Here is a 16,764-nt window from a genome sequence, read left to right on the forward strand (position 1 = left end):
ATGACTGGCCGGGTAAAAATTCAGCTGCGAACGGGGGTCAGCACCGGTTCACCAGCAAAAAACGCCTGCAGATTGCGCAGCACCAGGGTCACCGTATCGCGTGCGGCCTCGGGCGACTGCCCGGCCACATGCGGGGTCAGCACGGTGTTGCCGAGTGCCTTGAAGGCGTCGGGTACGTTGGGTTCGTCGTCGAATACATCGAGTGCCGCGCCAGCGATCCAGCCCTGCTCCAGCGCCTCGAGCAAGGCGGCGCTGTCGACCACACTGGCGCGGGCGATATTGACCAGGTAGCCCTCTGCACCGAGTGCTTTGAGCACATCGGCGTCGACCAGATGCTGCGTCGCAGCGCCGCCGGGTGTAGCAATCACGAGGATGTCGACCGCCTCGGCCAGACGCAGCGGGCTGTCGTACCAGGTGTAGGCAAGCTCTTTACGAGGTGTACGGCTGTGGTAGCTGACCGGCATGTCGAAGCCCAGCGACGCGCGTTTGGCAATCGCCTGGCCAACAGCACCGAGGCCGATGATGCCCAGGCGCTTGCCCGACACCGACGGGCTGATCACCCGGTTCCACTCACCGCGGCGAGTGCTTGCGTCAGCGTTGGGGATATTGCGCAACAAGGCCAGCAGCAGGGCCAGGCTGTGATCGGCGACTGCTGCAGCGTTGGCGCCGGCGCCGTTGGTGACGGTGATGCCACGAGCTGCAGCGGCGGTCAGATCGACCTGTTCATAGCCGGCACCGATCACACAGATGATCTGCAAGTGTGGCAGCGCCTGAATCTCGCTGGCAGTCAGACCAAGTGGGCCGCGGGTGAGCACCGCGTCGATCTCATCGGCCTGCTGAGCGATGGCCGCAGCGCGCAGCTGCGCATTCGGCGCACGAATCAGTCGATAGCCCGCCTGCTCCAGCAGCGGCAGGTAATCGTCGACGGTTTCAACCAGTACCAGGACTGTCTTGCTCATGCACCCTCCGGCTCTATGCGAGGAGGGATTATGCGGGGTCAGGGGCAAGTACAGTCAATCGAAGAATTGCCCTTCAACTGTACTGTACCGGCCCTGGTAGAGAGGGGCTGCAGATGCTTATTGCGCGAAGGCGCGACCAAGGCCACCCGGCACACCGCTGCTGTCGGTTTCCTGCCATGGACCTTCTGGGCTCAGCGACCAGCTCCAGCCGCCGTCATAGCGGTAATAGGTGCGCTGACGGTAGAAGGTGTTGGGTTTTTTCTCCAGCACATACACGCCCATTTTCGGGTCCCAGTGGCTGGCACCACCTGGCGGTGGCGCGAAGCTGGCCGAAGTGCGCGGCATGGCCTTCGGCGCTGCGGTTGGCTTGCTCGGCTGCGTATTCGGCTTGCTACCCGGCAATGGCGTGACCGCCGGCCCTTGGCGCGGCGGCACGCCTTCGACCGGTGGCAGCGGCTGCTGGACCGGCTCGCGCACCGTACACGCAGACAGACCCAGGGCCAGGGTGATCAGGGTCAAGCGGACGGCATGCTTCATGGTGGGCTCTCTTATTGGTCAGGGCTGTCGATTGTCAGGTGCTGAATGCCCGGCGTGCGGTTGCTCATCGGCGCGCTCTGGCCGATCCATTCGCCTTGAGTCGGCTGGCCTGCGCGGGACACCCGTGCAACCAGTTGGACTTCGGCAAAATCGGACAGTTTCATCTGCGCCATCATGGCATCAGCGTCTGACAGTTCAACTTCGATCGGCAGCTGGCCCACCGTCACCCGCTTGGCCGCCAACGGCATCGGCGGGCCGCTTTTGGCGCGGGCGAAGATGAACACCGTGTCGCTCGGCTGAACCTTGCCCTGCAGCGCTGTGGCCAGCTCGACCCGTACCTGCAAGCGCGCGGGCGATACAGCTGGTGCGGCCGCTTTGCCTGGCGCGGCGCTGAGCTTGTCGGCGGCGCGATCGATACCGCCCTGCAACGCGGCGCGCGAGGCATCACCCTCAGGCAATTGCGCCAGCAGGCGCTGCCAGTAGTCGATGGCCTCCTGATAGCGTTCACCTTCGAACGCGGCGATGCCGCGCAGGCCGAGGCTGGTGACTTCCTTGGGGTCAGCCTTGAGCGCTTCGTCGGTAAGCTCCTGCAGCTGTGCGCTCCATTGTTTGTCGGCAGCAAAGTACAGCGCCTGGGCCCACTGCCCGAGCAGCTCTGGCTGGCGACCAGCGAGGGCAACGGCACGCTCGAAGATCTTCGCCGCATCAGCCGGGCGCTGGTCAGCCATGTACGCGCGACCGAGGAAGTACAGGCCTTCAGCTGAATCCGGCTGGGCCTGCACCGCGCGCTCGAGGCGGCTGGTCATCTCGTCCATGGTCTTTGGCGCCTGAGCAAACTCGCGGGTCAGCTCGACCTTGTCCGCCGCACCAAAATGCAGATACAGCCCCACCGCCATCACCGGCACCAGCAACGCTGCCAACAGCGGTACCGCCCGCCCCAGATGACCCTGGCGCGGTTCGCCGGCGCCTTCGGTATCGGCCAGCAGTTCCCGCGCGGCTTCATCACGGCCGCTGGCCAGTTGCTCGGCATCGAGTACGCCGGCAGCCTGCTGCGCGCTCAGTTCGGCGACACGTTCCTGATACAGCGCCACGTTCAGGGCGGTACGGTCTTGTTCCTGCTGGCGGCCACGGCCACGCAGGATCGGGATCAGCAGAAAGCCGAGGGCGGCGAGCAACAACAGGCCCGCGCCAAGCCAGAATTCAGTCATGGGTAGCTTCTTTATCCAACAGTTTGGCGAGACGTTCGCGTTCTTCCACCGACAGCTGCGCGCTGCCGCTTGCCACCGGCTGCCGGCGCCGGCGGACAATCACCGCCAACATGACAAAGCCCCCCGCCAGCAGAATTGCCGGGCCGAACCAGAGCAGCCAGGTGCGCCCGCTCAAGGCCGGTTTGTAACGGACGAAGTCGCCATAGCGATCAACCATGAAGGCAACGATCTGCTGATTGCTCTGGCCTTCGCCGAGCATGCGGAAGATCTCCCGACGCAGGTCGGCGGCAATCGGCGCATTGGAGTCAGCGATGTCCTGGTTCTGACACTTGGGGCAGCGCAGCTCCTTGGTCAGTTGCTGATAGCGCTCGCGCTCGGCGTCGTCACGAAACTGATAGGTGTCGATCGCGGCCTTGGCCACACTCACCAGGCTCAGGCCGAGCACGGCTGCTGCCAACCAGCGCTTCATGGCTTGGCCTCATCGACCAGGCCCTGGTACAGCGGCGCCAGCTGCTCGCGCCAGACCGTGGCATCGACGATGCCGACGTGCTTGTAGCGGATGATACCCTTGGCATCGATCAGAAAGGTCTCCGGCGCACCATACACACCAAGGTCCAGACCCAGAGTGCCCTGCTCGTCGCGGATATCCAGCTGATACGGATTGTGGAACTCGGCGAGCCACTTCACCGCCGCAGCGTTATCGTCCTTGTAGTTGACGCCATGGATAACCACGCCCTGCTCGGCCAGCGTGTTCAGGTAAGGATGCTCAACCTTGCACGATGGGCACCAGGTGGCCCACACGTTGACCAGCGCCGGCCGGCCGAGCAGGTCGGCCTGGGTCAGGCTGCGCTCGCCTTGGGTGGAGGCCAGCGAGAAGGCCGGGAATGGCTTGCCGATCATCGCCGACGGCAGCTCATCGGGCTTGAGGAACAAGCCCTTGTAGAGAAACACCGCCAGCAGTAGAAACACCGCCAACGGCAGGACCATCATCCAACGCTTCATGCAGTTGCTCCAGTCGCGCCGAGGGCTTCACGCACGCGGCTCTTGACCTTGACCCGGTAACGCCGGTCGAAGGCTGCCAGTAGCCCGCCCAGGCCGGTCAGCAGACCGCCCAGCCAGATCCAGCGAACATACGGTTTGATGTGCACGCGCACGGCCCAGGCGCCGTTTTCCAGCGGCTCGCCGAGGGCCACGTAGAGGTCGCGGGTGAAACCGGCATCGATCCCGGCCTCGGTCATCATCGACTGCTGCACGGTGTACAGACGCTTCTCGGGGTGCAGCACGCTGACCTCGCGACCGTCCTTGGAAACCCGCACGGTGCCACGGTCGGAGATGAAGTTTGGCCCTTCGAAGTGCTTGGCGCCTTCGAACAGGAAGTGATAGCCGCCAAGCTCGACCGTCTCGCCCGGCGCCATGCGCAGGTCGCGCTCGGCGCTGTTGTTGCTCGACAGCACCACGCCCAGGGCGCACACAGCCAGGCCCAGATGCGCGACCTGCATGCCCCAATAGCTGCGGGACAGGCCGCGCACGCCCTTGCCCAGGCCTTTGTGGCGGGTCTTGTCGAAGATGTCGCGCAGGCCGGCGAGCACTACCCACGCCGCCAGGGCAAAGGTCGCCAGCGCCGGCCAGTCGAAGTCATCGGCAATCAGCCCGGCAATCGGCGCCAGAATTGCGCTGCCAATCAATACCGGTGTGAGCATGCCCGCCAGCCATTTGCCCGGCGTGTCCTTCCAGCGCACCAGCACGCCGATCCCGAGCACCACCATCAGCAATGCCATCAACGGCAGGAACAGCGCATCGAAATACGGCGGGCCGACCGACAGTTTGGCCCCGGTCAGGGAATCGAGCACCAGCGGGTACAGCGTACCCAGCAGAATCATCGATGCAGCCACCACCAGCACCAGGTTGTTGGCCAGCAGCAAGGTTTCTCGCGACCACAGGGCAAAGCCGACCTGGCTTTTCACCACCGGCGCGCGCAGAGCGAACAGGGTCAGCGAGCCACCCACGACAAACAGCAGGAAGATCAGGATGAATACACCGCGCTCCGGGTCGGCGGCAAAGGCGTGCACCGAGGTCAGCACGCCGGAGCGCACCAGGAACGTGCCGAGCAGGCTCAACGAGAATGCGGCGATCGCCAGCAATACCGTCCAGCTCTTGAACACGCCGCGTTTTTCCGTGACGGCCAGCGAGTGGATCAGCGCGGTGCCCACCAGCCAGGGCATGAACGAGGCGTTTTCGACCGGATCCCAGAACCACCAGCCGCCCCAACCAAGTTCGTAGTACGCCCACCACGAGCCCAAGGTGATACCGACCCCGAGGAACGCCCAGGCGACGATGGTCCATGGCCGCGACCAGCGCGCCCAGGCGGCATCCAGGCGGCCACCGAGCAAGGCGGCGATAGCGAAGGCGAAGGCCACCGAGAAGCCGACGTAGCCCATGTACAGCATTGGCGGATGGACGATCAGGCCAAAGTCCTGCAGCAACGGGTTGAGGTCACGGCCGTTGCCCGGCACCTGCGGCAACAGGCGCTGGAATGGGTTGGAGGTGACGATCAGGAAGGACAAGAAGCCCACGCTGATCATGCCCATCACCGCCAGTACGCGGGCGAGCATGACTTGTGGCAACTGGCGCGAGAACACCGACACGGCGAAGGTCCAGCCGCCCAGAATCAATGCCCACAGCAGCAACGAGCCTTCATGCGCGCCCCACACTGCGCTGAATTTGTAGTACCACGGCAAAGCGGTATTGGAGTTGCTGGCAACGTACGCTACCGAGAAATTGTCGGTCATGAACGCATGGGTAAGGCAGCCGAACGCAAACACCAGAAAAGCGAACTGTCCCCAGGCGGCAGGTCGCGCCAGGCTCATCCACAGGCTGTCGCCGCGCCAGGCGCCGAGCAGCGGCACGCTGGCCTGAACCACGGCGAAACAGATCGCCAGGATCATCGCCAACTGACCCAGTTCGGGCACTATCAGGGCAGCATTCATGGCTTCTGCTCCACGCCGCTGGCCGCCTGGCCGCTTTCCTTGAGTGCTTTGGTCACCTCAGGCGGCATGTACTTTTCATCGTGCTTGGCCAGCACTTCATCCGCCACCACCACGCCATCGGCATTGAGCTTGCCCAAGGCAACGATGCCCTGCCCTTCACGGAACAGGTCCGGCAGGATGCCGCGATAGGTGATCGGCACCGACTTGTTGAAGTCGGTGACCACAAAGCGCACGTCGAGCGAGTCAGCCGAGCGCTGCACCGAGCCCTTCTCGACCATGCCACCGGCGCGAATGCGCGTGTCCAGCGGCGCTTCGCCGGTGGCGATCTGGGTCGGGGTGTAGAACAGGTTGATGTTCTGCTGCAGGGCACTCAGGGCAAAGCCAACGGCGACGCCGACCCCGACCAGCAGGGCGCCGATGAGCAACAGGCGTTTCTTGCGCTGCGGATTCACTGATTGTTCTCCCGGCGCAGACGACGCGCCTCTTCTTGCAGATAACGACGGCGGGCCAACAGTGGTGCGGCTACATTGAGCGCCAGCACTGCCAGGCAAATGCCGTAGGCCGACCATACGTACAAGCCGTGGTGGCCCATGGCGAGAAACTCGCTGAACGAGGCAAAACTCACGATGCTGCCCTCCGCCCCAGGCTGTTCAGCACTTCTTCACGAACCCAGCTGGCGCGGGCCTCGCGCTTGAGCACCTCGAGGCGCATGCGCACCAGCAGCACAGCGCCGAAGAAGCAGTAGAAGCCAAGCCCGGTGAGCAGCAGCGGCAGCCACATTTCTGCGGGCATCGCCGGCTTTTCGGTGAGGGTGAAAGTCGCGCCCTGGTGCAGGGTGTTCCACCACTCCACCGAATACTTGATGATCGGGATGTTGATCACGCCCACGATCGCCAGCACCGCACAAGCCTTGGCCGAGCTGTCACGATTACTGATCGCCTGGCCCAGCGCAATGATGCCGAAGTACAGAAAAAGCAGGATCAGCATCGACGTTAGGCGCGCATCCCAGACCCACCAGCTACCCCAGGTCGGCTTGCCCCAGATGGCCCCGGTGACCAGCGCCACGGCGGTCATCCAGGCGCCGATGGGCGCCGCGCACTGCAGGGCAACGTCGGCGATCTTCATCTTCCACACCAGCCCGACCACACCAGCCACCGCCAGCAGCACATAGCAGGACTGCGCCAGCATGGCCGCCGGCACATGGATATAGATGATGCGGAAGCTGTTGCCCTGCTGATAGTCCTGCGGCGCAAAGGCCAGGCCCCAGACCATGCCGACTGTCAGCAACAGCACAGCGGCCACCGTCAGCCAGGGCAGCATGCGCCCGCTGATGGCGTAGAACCATTTGGGCGAGCCGAGCTTGTGGAACCACGTCCAGCTTATTTTCATCAGGTACATCCGGTCTTGGCTGGGCCTTGAGCATTCTGCCGTAGGCCCAGATCTCGTTATTCGCCGACGCTGATCTTCAGGCCGGCCGCTATCGCAAAGGGTGCCAGGGTCACAGCCAGGGCAGTCAGGCTGGCCAGCCACAACAGGTGGCCAGTGGCGGGCATATTCTGCAACGCCGCTTGCAAGGCGCCACTGCCCAGGATCAATACTGGGATATACAACGGCAAAATCAGTAGCGCCAGTAACAAACCACCGCGTTTGAGGCCCACGGTCAGCGCCGCGCCCACTGCACCGAGCAGGCTCAGCACCGGCGTGCCCAGCAGCAGCGAGGCCAGCAGCACTGGCAGGCAGCTCGACGGCAGGCCCAGCATCAGCGCCAGCAGCGGCGCCAACAATACCAGCGCCAGCCCGGAAAAGATCCAATGCGCCAGCACCTTGGCCAGCACCAACAACGCCAGTGGATGCGGCGACAGCACCCATTGCTCCAGCGAGCCGTCTTCAAAATCGCTGCGAAACAAGCCGTCCAACGACAGCAGTACCGCAAGCAGCGCGGCTACCCAGACCAGGCCAGGCGACAAGGTTTGCAACAATTGCGTCTCGGGGCCGACGGCAAGGGGGAACAACGCCACCACAATGGCGAAAAACACCAACGGGTTGGCCAGCTCGGCCGGGCGGCGGAACAGCAGGCGCGCTTCGCGGCGCAACAACAGGACGAATACACTCATGCGGCCCACTGCCCCACATTCAGTTCACGATAGCCGGCAGGCTTGAGCGTGAGACTGTGGTGCGTGGTCAACACCACTGTGCCGCCCGCCTCGCAGTGCGCGGCCAGGTGCGCTTCAAGCTGCGCAACGCCCTGTTTGTCGAGGGCGGTGAACGGCTCATCGAGAATCCACAGTGGCGGCCCGGCCAGGTACAGCCGCGCCAGCGCCACCCGCCGCTGCTGGCCGGCGGACAGGGTGTGGCAGGGCACATCTTCAAAACCGCGCAGGCCGACTGCAGCCAGGGCCTGCCAGATCGCCTCGACACTGGCCGGCTGATGCAGCGCGCAGAGCCAGGCGAGGTTCTCTTCGGCCGTGAGCAAATCCTTGATACCCGCCGCATGACCGATCCACAGCAGGATGCTGGCCAGTGCCTGCGGCTGCTCGGCCAACGGCTGGCCATTGAGCTGGATCTGCCCGGCGGTGGGCTGCATCAGCCCGGCCAACAGCCGCAGCAGGCTGGTTTTGCCGCTGCCGTTGGGGCCGCTGATCTGCAGCATGTCGCCTGGGCCCAGCTGAAAATCCAGGTGTTCAAACAGCAGGCGCCAGTCGCGCTCGCACGCCAGGCCGGTGGCTCGAAGGTCAAGGGTCACGGTACCGCCTTATTCTGTGTGGAGCCTGAGTCTCAAGTCGCCCCCTGGCCTGCCGTTATACTGACAGTGGTGGGCGGCGTGGCCGGCATTATTACACGCGCCGCCGCGCTGCCAAGAGGGCTGCTTCGACAGGTTGTATACAATCATGACTGAAATCAATAGTCTCGGCGCACAAAGCGCAATCGCCCCGCAGGCAGCCAAAGCTGCCATGACCGGCGAACTGCTGCGCCTGCTGCAACCGCAGCCCGGGCTGATCGCGCCCGGCGAGACTGCCAAGGCCGAGGTCATGTCGCTGCGCCAGCTTGGCGTCGACTTCCAGTTGCTGCTGCGCCTGACTGCCGCCAACGGTACTCAGACCCAGGTCCAGACCACCGCCAGCCAACCATTGGCTCCGGGCAGCCAGCTGCTGCTGAGCCAGGCCGACAGCAATCGCCTGGCAGTCATGGTGCAGCAAGCCAACGCCAACAATGTCAGCACCCTCACCCGCCTCGACACCAGCCAGGTGCCGATCGGTACCCTGCTGCAGGGCAAGGTCCTGAGCAACCAGGCATTGCCAGTCAACCCCGGTGAAACTGCCAGTTTTCGCGCGTTGGTCAGCCTGCTCAACAGCAGCCAGGCCGGCGCCACCCTGAGTATCGACAGCCCGCGCCCGTTGCCGGTGGGCAGCCTGCTCAGCGCTTTGGTGCAGGGCGACCAGTCACTGCGCTTCGTGCCGTTGAGCGGGCGTCAGGATCAGTTGCTGATCAGCCAGCAACTGGCCAACCAGCAGGCTCGGCAAGCTTCGCTGCCCGGTGTGCTCAGCGCATTGCAGCAGCTCGCCAGCGATCCCGACACGGGCAGCCTACTGCGCGCCAGCGCCGAGCGCCTGCTGGCCAGCCTGCCGGATGCGCGCCAGCTCAGCGATCCCAAAGGCGTGGCGCAGGCATTGAGTAACAGTGGTGGTTTTCTTGAGGCGAAGCTGTTGGCCGGTTTGCCTGCGGGTATCGCCCCAGACCTCAAAGCGCAGTTGATCAGGCTGGTTGCGCAGGCGCTGCCGAACGCCGCCAACCCCATGAGCAACCCCACCGTTGTTGCCAATACTTTGGCGCAGGTGATGCCCGGCTTCGCCCGCAGTGCACTGGGCATGCTTGACCGGGTCAGCCCCCGACCGCAACCAGGCAGTTTCCCGCTACCGTCACGGTTGCTGCAGAGCCTGGAGCAGGAAGGCGATCTGGAGCAACTGCTGCGTCTGGCTGCGGCTGCCGTGTCGCGCTTGCAGAGCCACGCCCTGAGCAGCCTGCAACAGACCGGTGTGAGCGAAAACGGTAACCTGCAGACCACCTGGCAGGCCGAAATCCCGATCCGCCACGGCCAGGAGTTCATCCCTTTGCAAGCCAAGCTGCAGCGCGAAGAAACCCCGCAGCAACAGGCTGACGGCCAGCGCGAGCAACGCGATCCGCTCGAGTCGTTGTGGCGCATCGAGCTGGCCTTCGACCTGCCGCCGCTCGGCCCGTTGCAGGTGCAGGCGCAGCTCAGTCAGGGCCGCTTGTCCGGGCAATTGTGGGCGGAGCTTGCGCAGACCGCGCAATTGATCGACAGCCAACTGGGCAGCTTGCGCACACGCCTGCTTGATCGCGGTCTCGAAGTCGGTGACCTGCAATGCCACACTGGCACGCCGCCACAAGGTCCGAAAACACGTGTCGAACAACGCTGGGTGGATGAGACCGCATGAGTGACAAGCAATCACGTCAGGCCATTGCCCTGAGCTATGACGGCCAACAGGCACCGACATTGAGCGCAAAAGGTGACGATGAGCTGGCTGAGGCGATCCTGGCGATTGCCCGCGAGCACGACGTGCCCATCTACGAGAACGCCGAACTGGTGCGCCTGCTGGCACGCCTGGAACTGGGCGAGCAGATCCCCGAAGCGCTGTACCTGACGATTGCCGAAATCATCGCCTTCGCCTGGCAATTGCGCGGCAAGCTGCCCCCAGGCTTCAACGACGCGCCCGCCACCCCTCGCGACATCACGCCCGAACTGCTGCGCCTGCCACCGAACTCCAGCAGTAAGTAACGCCCAGCCGCCACCACGGCCGCCGATCCTGTGCGACTCACCTGCACAGGATCGGCCCATGCCCTACATTCCCAACGAAAACCTGCACCTGCCGCGCGAAGCGCTCATCGACTTCCCACGCCCCGACACCCTCGCCAGCGAACAGCTGACCCAGTGGCTGCGCGCCCGCGGCATCGAGCAGGCGCCGGCCGATATCGAGGTGGTCACGCTGCACTACCAGCACGAACCGCTGGGCGAAGGTCGCCGACACTTTCGCGTAAACGCCATCGTCACGCAGGCAATGTCCCTGGTCGAAGCGCTGCTCGGCAACTGGCAGGGCGAGCCCAGCACCGGCTATGGCAACTTCCACTTCGGCAACTGGGCCGGGCTGCCGCCGCAAGGCGCGGTGACCCTGGTCGAGCGCCTGGAACCCGTAGGCGTGTTCTCCAATGCCTCGGCGTACCAGATCTTCAATGGCCTCTATCGGCGCACCAGCCCGCAGGTCTATGGCCCGCAGACCCGGCTGGCGGTGAGGGCCGAAGACTTTCAGGGCTTCATCTGGGGCCTGCACTTCCACCACCTGTACCGGGCCAGCCTCGACCGCTTCTGGGAAGCGCGCCTGGCCCATTACCAACGCGCGCTGAAGATCAGTTTCATCGCGGCGTGCAATCGCCAGGTGCTGGAGGGCAGCCTCAGCGACCAGGGACGGCGCCTGGCCTGGCAGGCGGCGGGCCTGAGCCGCACCCAGGCGCCCGGCTTGCAGCGATGGATGCTGAATGTCTACGGCTACACCTCGACCTCGATCCTCTGCCTGAGCGACGCCGACAGCGGGTTCACCCTGCTCTACCTGCCGGGCAACGCCTCGCCCTTGCATGAATTTGCCGATCAGGCGGCCATGCAGCGGTGGTTTGCCGAGCAATGCCAGGACGCGGCCAGGCGCGTCGCACTGCAAGCCTACTTCACCCCCGCCGACTGGCCCGACGGCCTCGACTACAGCGGTTTGCGTACCGCGCTCAAGGGCCTGGGCCTGTACCCCAAACCGCACCGCTTCGCGGTCAACCACGATGGCTTCGCAACCAGTGGCTTCTGGGTGGCGCACGAGATGGTCAACTACCGCGCCGAGACGTACAGCCCGATCCTCACGGGCGACCTGTTCGCCTACCTGGCAGAGCGACAGAAGCAGCGCAGCTATGCGGATGCCGACAGCCAGATCACCACCAACCATCAGATCGACAAGGCGCGCTGGACCAGCTACCTGAATGCGGCAATGGTCATCCTCAGCCCGTTGGCGATGGTCGTGCCGGAGCTGATCCCGGTGCTGCTGACGGGCGGGCTGAGCCAGTTCGCGCTGGGCATGGACCAACTGCTCAACGGCAAGACGCTGGAAGACAAGGCCAGCGCCGTCGGCACCGAGGTGTTCGGCCTGCTCAATGCCCTGCCCGTGGCCGGCCGACTGGCGGCCGACCCGGCGCAGGTGTTCCGCTGGTACCGGCCCGGCTTCGTCACCCCGCCCAGGCTGCGCGCCCTGCTCACCGCCGGCAGCCCGCAGGTCGAGCAGGCCGAAGCGTTCGAGCTGGCGCCGGCGGAGAGTGCCTTCCGCGAAGCGCCGATCATGCCCTCCTCGCAGATCAGCGCCCTGGCCACACGCATCGACCACAACCTGCAAGTGCGCTTCATGGGCTGGTTCGACGACAACGGCAAGGCCACCAGCAAATGGATGGAGTACGAGTTGGCCAGCGACAGCTTCATCAAGGTCGAAGAGGCGCGGTTGGCGGATCCGCCGCGCTGGATCGTCAGCAACCGCAGCACCTTGGTCAGGCTGGCCGATCTCAGCCACCCGGTCAGCGATCGGCAGCGCATGGCCACTCTGCAGGCGCTGGGCATCGAGGTGCAACTGCCGATCGATCTCGCCCGCTATGACGCCCTGGCCACCACCCCCATTGCGCGGGTGATCTCCAGCCTCTGGGTCGGCGACCGGACCATCGGGCCGACATTTCTCGATGCGCTGGCGCACAACGCCCAGGCCTTGGCTGACAGCGACTACCGCTACCAGCTGTTTCTGTCGGCTCTGGACCGCGACGCCTATCAGCACAACCTCGCCGTATTGGCCGAAAGGGCGCCTGGCCTAAGCGTCTCACCGCTCGAGGAGCAGGCGTTCTTCCAGGCATTTGCCCGCTCGAAGTACTTCGCCCAGTACCAGGCCGCAATCGACGGCAACGGCGGCGTAGCCACCAACTTCAGCTCGGCCTGCGACATCTTGCGCTATCGGCTGCTCAGCCACCTGGGCGGCATCTACCTGGATGCCGATGACCGGTTGCTGCTGGCCGCCAGACCGGACCGGCAGACGCTTCCCCTGCTGCGCCAGCCACTCAGGACCACCTCGGATGGCCTGTTGCTGGCACCGCCGGTGTCCAATGACCAGATGGGCATGTACATCAAGTTCAACAGCAGCATGATCGGCAGCCATCCCGGCAACCCGACCCTGGAGGCCATTTCCGAAGAGATCCTGCACCGCTACCAGCTCGACCCGACCTTCTACAGCCGTCGCCCGGCAAGGGCAGACAGTGGCCCGGCCATCGCCGCCTATGCGCGACGGCTGAACCTGCTCACCGGGCCGGGCGTGCTCAATCAGGTGATCGACCAGCGGCTGCCCTGGCTCAGCCAGCTGCGCGAACTGTGCAACCTGCTGGTCGCCCCACTGCATGACGTCCATCGCGTGATCAATCTGCGCGGGTTCACCCGCACGCTGCACGAGCATGTTCCCCTCGGCCAGGCCTTCCAGATGGGCCAAGCGCACAGCTGGTGGGAACACTGAGCCCGCCGCCAACCCGCGCCTACCGGGTTTCTGCCGGGCTCGCACTGCGGGCAGAAACCACCCAGGGGCTAATTAAATAGCCCCACAAGGTGCCCGGGCCAGGCCACCCTTACCGGCCTTACCCCCCACCACAAGGTGACCTGCATGACCAACTCCTACGTGAATGCCAAGGGTGTGCAATACGTACGCGACCACCTCGCCGACTTTCCGCGGCCGGACCGAGCGGCGGCCGAGGCCGTGCGCCAATGGGCCAAAGCTCAGAACCTGGCGCTGGATCCGGACACGACCGACGCCGTGACCCTGCACTACCAGTTCAACCAGACGCGTGGTTGGGTCGGGGTGGTCACGCAGAAGATGAGCCTGACCCAGGCGGTGTTGGCCAACTGGCAAGGCGAGTCGAGCAACAACCTGGTCGGCGCCGCCCTCGGCGCGCCGTGGGCCGGGCGCTTTCCTGAAGGCCCGCTGACCATCGTCGACCATCTGCGCGGTCAGGGCCTGATCCACTATGGCGACCCCTACGCGATCTTCAACGGCCTGTTCCGCCAGACCGACAGCGGAGAATACAGCGCAGACACCCATGTGCCGTTGTCGGCCGAGGCCTTCCAGTCGTTCATCTGGAACCTCGACTTCCACGCGCACTACAAAGCGATGCTCGACCGCTACTGGGACGCTAATCTCGAAAGCTACCGTGTCGGGGCAAAGATCAACCTGCTCGCCGCGTGCAACAGGCAAGTCAGTGAAGCCAGCCTCAGCGACGCGGGCAGGCGGCTGGTCTGGCAGGCCTGTGGCCTGCTGGCCACACCGCCGATGCCCACCGGCTCAGGCAAAGCCAGTGGCCGACCCAGGGTCCAGGCCAGGTTGCTGAACGTCTATGGCTACCCCTCCACCGACCTGCTGTGCCTGCGCGATGTCGTCAGCGGCCTGACGATCCTCTACGTCCCCGGCAACGCTTCGCCGCTGCATGAATTCAGCGACAAACAGCCGATGCTCGACTGGTTCGCCAAACAGTGCCGCTCGCCACTAACCCGCGACGCGCTGCAGGCGCACTTCACCCTCGCCGACCGCGAGGACGGGTTGAGCTACAGCGGCCTGCACACGGCCCTGTGTGGCCTGGGCAGCTACCCCAAGCCTTGTCACCTGGACAGCAATCGCCCCGGCTTCACCACCGAAGGCATCTGGGCACCGGGGGACTACATCAACTACAAGGCCAAGGACTACAGCCCGCTGATCGACGGCGACCTGTTCCTCGCCCTGGCCAAGCGCCACAAGCGGCGCAGCTACCAGGACGCCGATTACGTCATCACGGGCGACAGCGAAGTGACCAAGGCCAAGTGGCGCGGCTACCTCAACTCGGCGATCAACCTGCTGGCACCGCTGGCGCTGGTGGTGCCGGAGCTGGCGCCGATCTTCGCCCTCGGCGGCGTCGCCCAGTTCGGTCTGGGCCTGGACCAGGCGATCCACGGCAAAACCGCGCAAGACAAGGCCGACGGCGTCGCCACCACAGCCTTCGGCCTGCTCAATGCGGCCCCACTGATCACCGCCGGACTGTCCAAAACACCGGTGCTGCTGCGCTTCAAGCAAGACCGCTTCGTCCTGCCCAGCCGGGTCAACGAGCAACTGGGCTATCGCTTGAGCCCGACTGGCCCGCCGCATCTGCCAGCGGTCGATATAGCCGAGTACTTCCACTTCCCCGAGCCGATTGCACCGCTGCCCGACGGCGACCCTGGCATCGCCGGCGCGATCATCAGGACACCCCGCTACGACGGTACACCCGACCTGCTCACGGGCATGATCGGCGGTTATCAGGCAGAGATGGTCTACGACATCGAAGCGGATGCGTTCATCACCGAACATGACCTCAATGAGGTTGAACCCACCTACTACACGGCAACGCCGGACTCGCTCAACCTGGTCGAGGTGGACATCGGCTCCCGCCCCGTCACCGACGCGATGCGCATGAGCAGCCTGCGGGCGTTGGGGGTTGACCTGCAGCTGCCACTGGCACTCCCGGAATTGCCCAGTGAAACCCTGCGTCCGATCCCCAAGCAGATACTCAGTGTCTGGGTGGGCGACAGAGTGCTCAGCCAAGAGCTGATAGCCAATATCGCCACCAATGCCGAGCGGCTCGCGGGCAGTCAGTACAGCTTTCGCCTCTACCTGTCCAAGACCACCCCGACCGCCTTCGAGGAAAACCTCCGGCTGCTGACCGAACGGGCACCCGGGGTGACGGTGTTGCCGTTGGAAGAACAGCCGTTCTACGCAGGTTTTCGCAACCACCAGAACTTCAGTCAGTACGCCGCGGCCATTGACGGCAAGGGCGGGACCGCAGGCAACTTCGCCTCGGCCTCGGATGTGCTGCGTTTTGCCTTGCTTGAGCAGGAAGGCGGCTTGTACATGGATATCGATGACACCCTGCTGATGCCTGGGGAAATCCCCCACATGCTGCTCGATCCTTCACTGGAAACGCCAGGCGAAGCCCTGGATGAGGTGCCGCTGGCGACCACCGACGACGGCCTGCTGCTGTATCCGCCGGTATCCAATGAAAAGATGGGGATGAACTGCTTGTACAACAGCAGCCTGATTGGCAGCCATCCGGGTAATCCGACGCTCAAGGCGATTCTTCAGGAAATGCACAGCCGCTACCTCGCCGAGCCCGCGTTCTATGACACCCGGCCCACCCTGGCGAGCGACCCAGAAGCGTTCTATCGCTATGCCAGCACCCTCAGCCGCCTGACAGGCCCGGCGCTGTTGACCGAGGTAGCCGAACGTCACCTGCCCCTGCTGCGAGTGATGCGGCAGGTCAACAACCTGTATTGCTTTCGCCGGCTGAACTCATGGCGCTTCGTCAACCTTGAGCACTACAAGGCGATCCGCCGCCAATTGCTGCCGCTTGACCGGGTGGCACGGATAGGTGGCTTCAACGCCTGGGCCAAGCCCTGACGAGCTGCTCTCCAGGCCGCGCCAACAAGCACCGTTTCCCCAAAACGACGCCCCCTTGCAGGAACGGCCTTGTGTCGCGAAAGGGCCTTATCACCCGCACTCTAATTGGCATAGGCTTCATGGCAACCCGTGACCCCACTTTTTATCGGCCCTGGCGGTATGGCATTGACGCACCTGTGCATGGCAAATTCGAAAAGTTATCAAGCACTGCACACTCGATACCATAATCGTTTTTTTCAATGGACAGAGCTGACAACGACAACGATTGCAACCAATAGAAATATGGTTGAGGTGGGTTTCAGCGTGTCGGAAGAGGGCTCCGCTTTCATGACCACCGGAAGCCTCTACGTGTTTTTCAAGCGCAAGCACAAAGACCAAGTTGTAGCAGCTTTCAAAGCTCACCTGCCCCCTGTAGTTCACGCCGTCGTGGGGAAGGTAGACGTTCTGAACTACTGAGGCCGCAGGTCAGTGCCAGTCAGTCAAGAAGCTGGGGCCGCTTTGCGGCCCTTCGCGGGCAAGCCCGCTCCCACAGGGACCGCGTCGC

At 64.3% G+C, this 16,764-nt stretch carries 15 protein-coding genes; 4 read left to right on the forward strand and 11 right to left on the reverse strand.

Annotation, left to right across the window (positions count from 1 at the left end; genetic code table 11):
* Nucleotides 1-20 precede the first annotated feature (20 nt).
* The 11 genes from AC58X1_RS21135 to ccmA all read right to left on the reverse strand — a co-directional run bounded on the left by AC58X1_RS21135 (nt 21) and on the right by ccmA (nt 8,434).
* Nucleotides 21-959 (reverse strand): 2-hydroxyacid dehydrogenase, encoded by a 939-nt coding sequence (locus AC58X1_RS21135; protein ID WP_101317934.1) that lies wholly within the window; start codon nt 957-959, stop codon nt 21-23.
* Nucleotides 960-1,076: 117 nt separating this feature from the next.
* Nucleotides 1,077-1,496 (reverse strand): hypothetical protein, encoded by a 420-nt coding sequence (locus tag AC58X1_RS21140; RefSeq protein ID WP_497429421.1) that lies wholly within the window; start codon nt 1,494-1,496, stop codon nt 1,077-1,079.
* Between the two features lie 11 nt (nt 1,497-1,507).
* Nucleotides 1,508-2,704 (reverse strand): c-type cytochrome biogenesis protein CcmI, encoded by a 1,197-nt coding sequence (gene ccmI / locus AC58X1_RS21145; protein WP_150569756.1) that lies wholly within the window; start codon nt 2,702-2,704, stop codon nt 1,508-1,510.
* Complete coding sequence (locus AC58X1_RS21150; RefSeq protein ID WP_101317928.1) at nt 2,697-3,173, reverse strand: cytochrome c-type biogenesis protein; 477 nt, start codon at nt 3,171-3,173, stop codon at nt 2,697-2,699. Before AC58X1_RS21150 ends, ccmI begins: the two co-directional genes overlap by 8 nt.
* Nucleotides 3,170-3,706, reverse strand: a complete 537-nt coding sequence (locus AC58X1_RS21155; protein WP_497429422.1) for a DsbE family thiol:disulfide interchange protein — start codon at nt 3,704-3,706, stop codon at nt 3,170-3,172. The genes AC58X1_RS21150 and AC58X1_RS21155 overlap by 4 nt, the downstream gene beginning before the upstream one ends.
* Complete coding sequence (locus AC58X1_RS21160) at nt 3,703-5,676, reverse strand: heme lyase CcmF/NrfE family subunit (RefSeq protein WP_178080824.1); 1,974 nt, start codon at nt 5,674-5,676, stop codon at nt 3,703-3,705. The genes AC58X1_RS21155 and AC58X1_RS21160 overlap by 4 nt, the downstream gene beginning before the upstream one ends.
* An 11-nt stretch (nt 5,677-5,687) precedes the next feature.
* Nucleotides 5,688-6,143, reverse strand: a complete 456-nt coding sequence (gene ccmE, locus AC58X1_RS21165) for a cytochrome c maturation protein CcmE (RefSeq protein ID WP_497429423.1) — start codon at nt 6,141-6,143, stop codon at nt 5,688-5,690.
* Complete coding sequence (gene ccmD, locus AC58X1_RS21170; protein ID WP_101317919.1) at nt 6,140-6,316, reverse strand: heme exporter protein CcmD; 177 nt, start codon at nt 6,314-6,316, stop codon at nt 6,140-6,142. The genes ccmE and ccmD overlap by 4 nt, the downstream gene beginning before the upstream one ends.
* On the reverse strand, nt 6,313-7,080 hold the full coding sequence (locus tag AC58X1_RS21175) for a heme ABC transporter permease (protein ID WP_497429424.1): 768 nt from the start codon (nt 7,078-7,080) through the stop codon (nt 6,313-6,315). Before AC58X1_RS21175 ends, ccmD begins: the two co-directional genes overlap by 4 nt.
* A gap of 56 nt (nt 7,081-7,136) precedes the next feature.
* Nucleotides 7,137-7,805: a heme exporter protein CcmB gene (gene ccmB, locus AC58X1_RS21180; RefSeq protein ID WP_188035631.1), complete on the reverse strand. Its 669-nt coding sequence runs from the start codon at nt 7,803-7,805 to the stop codon at nt 7,137-7,139.
* Nucleotides 7,802-8,434, reverse strand: coding sequence for a cytochrome c biogenesis heme-transporting ATPase CcmA (ccmA, locus tag AC58X1_RS21185; protein WP_101317915.1), 633 nt, complete (start codon nt 8,432-8,434; stop codon nt 7,802-7,804). Before ccmA ends, ccmB begins: the two co-directional genes overlap by 4 nt.
* A 145-nt stretch (nt 8,435-8,579) precedes the next feature.
* Here ccmA and fliK point away from each other — a divergent pair, with 145 nt between their 5' ends.
* The 4 genes from fliK to AC58X1_RS21205 all read left to right on the forward strand — a co-directional run bounded on the left by fliK (nt 8,580) and on the right by AC58X1_RS21205 (nt 16,220).
* Complete coding sequence (gene fliK / locus AC58X1_RS21190) at nt 8,580-10,145, forward strand: flagellar hook-length control protein FliK (protein WP_497429425.1); 1,566 nt, start codon at nt 8,580-8,582, stop codon at nt 10,143-10,145.
* Entirely contained in the window at nt 10,142-10,486 is a 345-nt protein-coding gene (locus AC58X1_RS21195) for an EscU/YscU/HrcU family type III secretion system export apparatus switch protein (RefSeq protein WP_150572713.1), read from the forward strand. Before fliK ends, AC58X1_RS21195 begins: the two co-directional genes overlap by 4 nt.
* A 58-nt stretch (nt 10,487-10,544) precedes the next feature.
* Nucleotides 10,545-13,280, forward strand: a complete 2,736-nt coding sequence (locus tag AC58X1_RS21200) for a dermonecrotic toxin domain-containing protein (RefSeq protein ID WP_497429426.1) — start codon at nt 10,545-10,547, stop codon at nt 13,278-13,280.
* 144 nt (nt 13,281-13,424) lie between these two features.
* Complete coding sequence (locus AC58X1_RS21205) at nt 13,425-16,220, forward strand: dermonecrotic toxin domain-containing protein (RefSeq protein ID WP_150573772.1); 2,796 nt, start codon at nt 13,425-13,427, stop codon at nt 16,218-16,220.
* The last annotated feature ends 544 nt before the right edge of the window (nt 16,221-16,764 follow it).

The sequence above is a fragment of the Pseudomonas sp. PGPR N4 genome, from assembly GCF_059693665.1.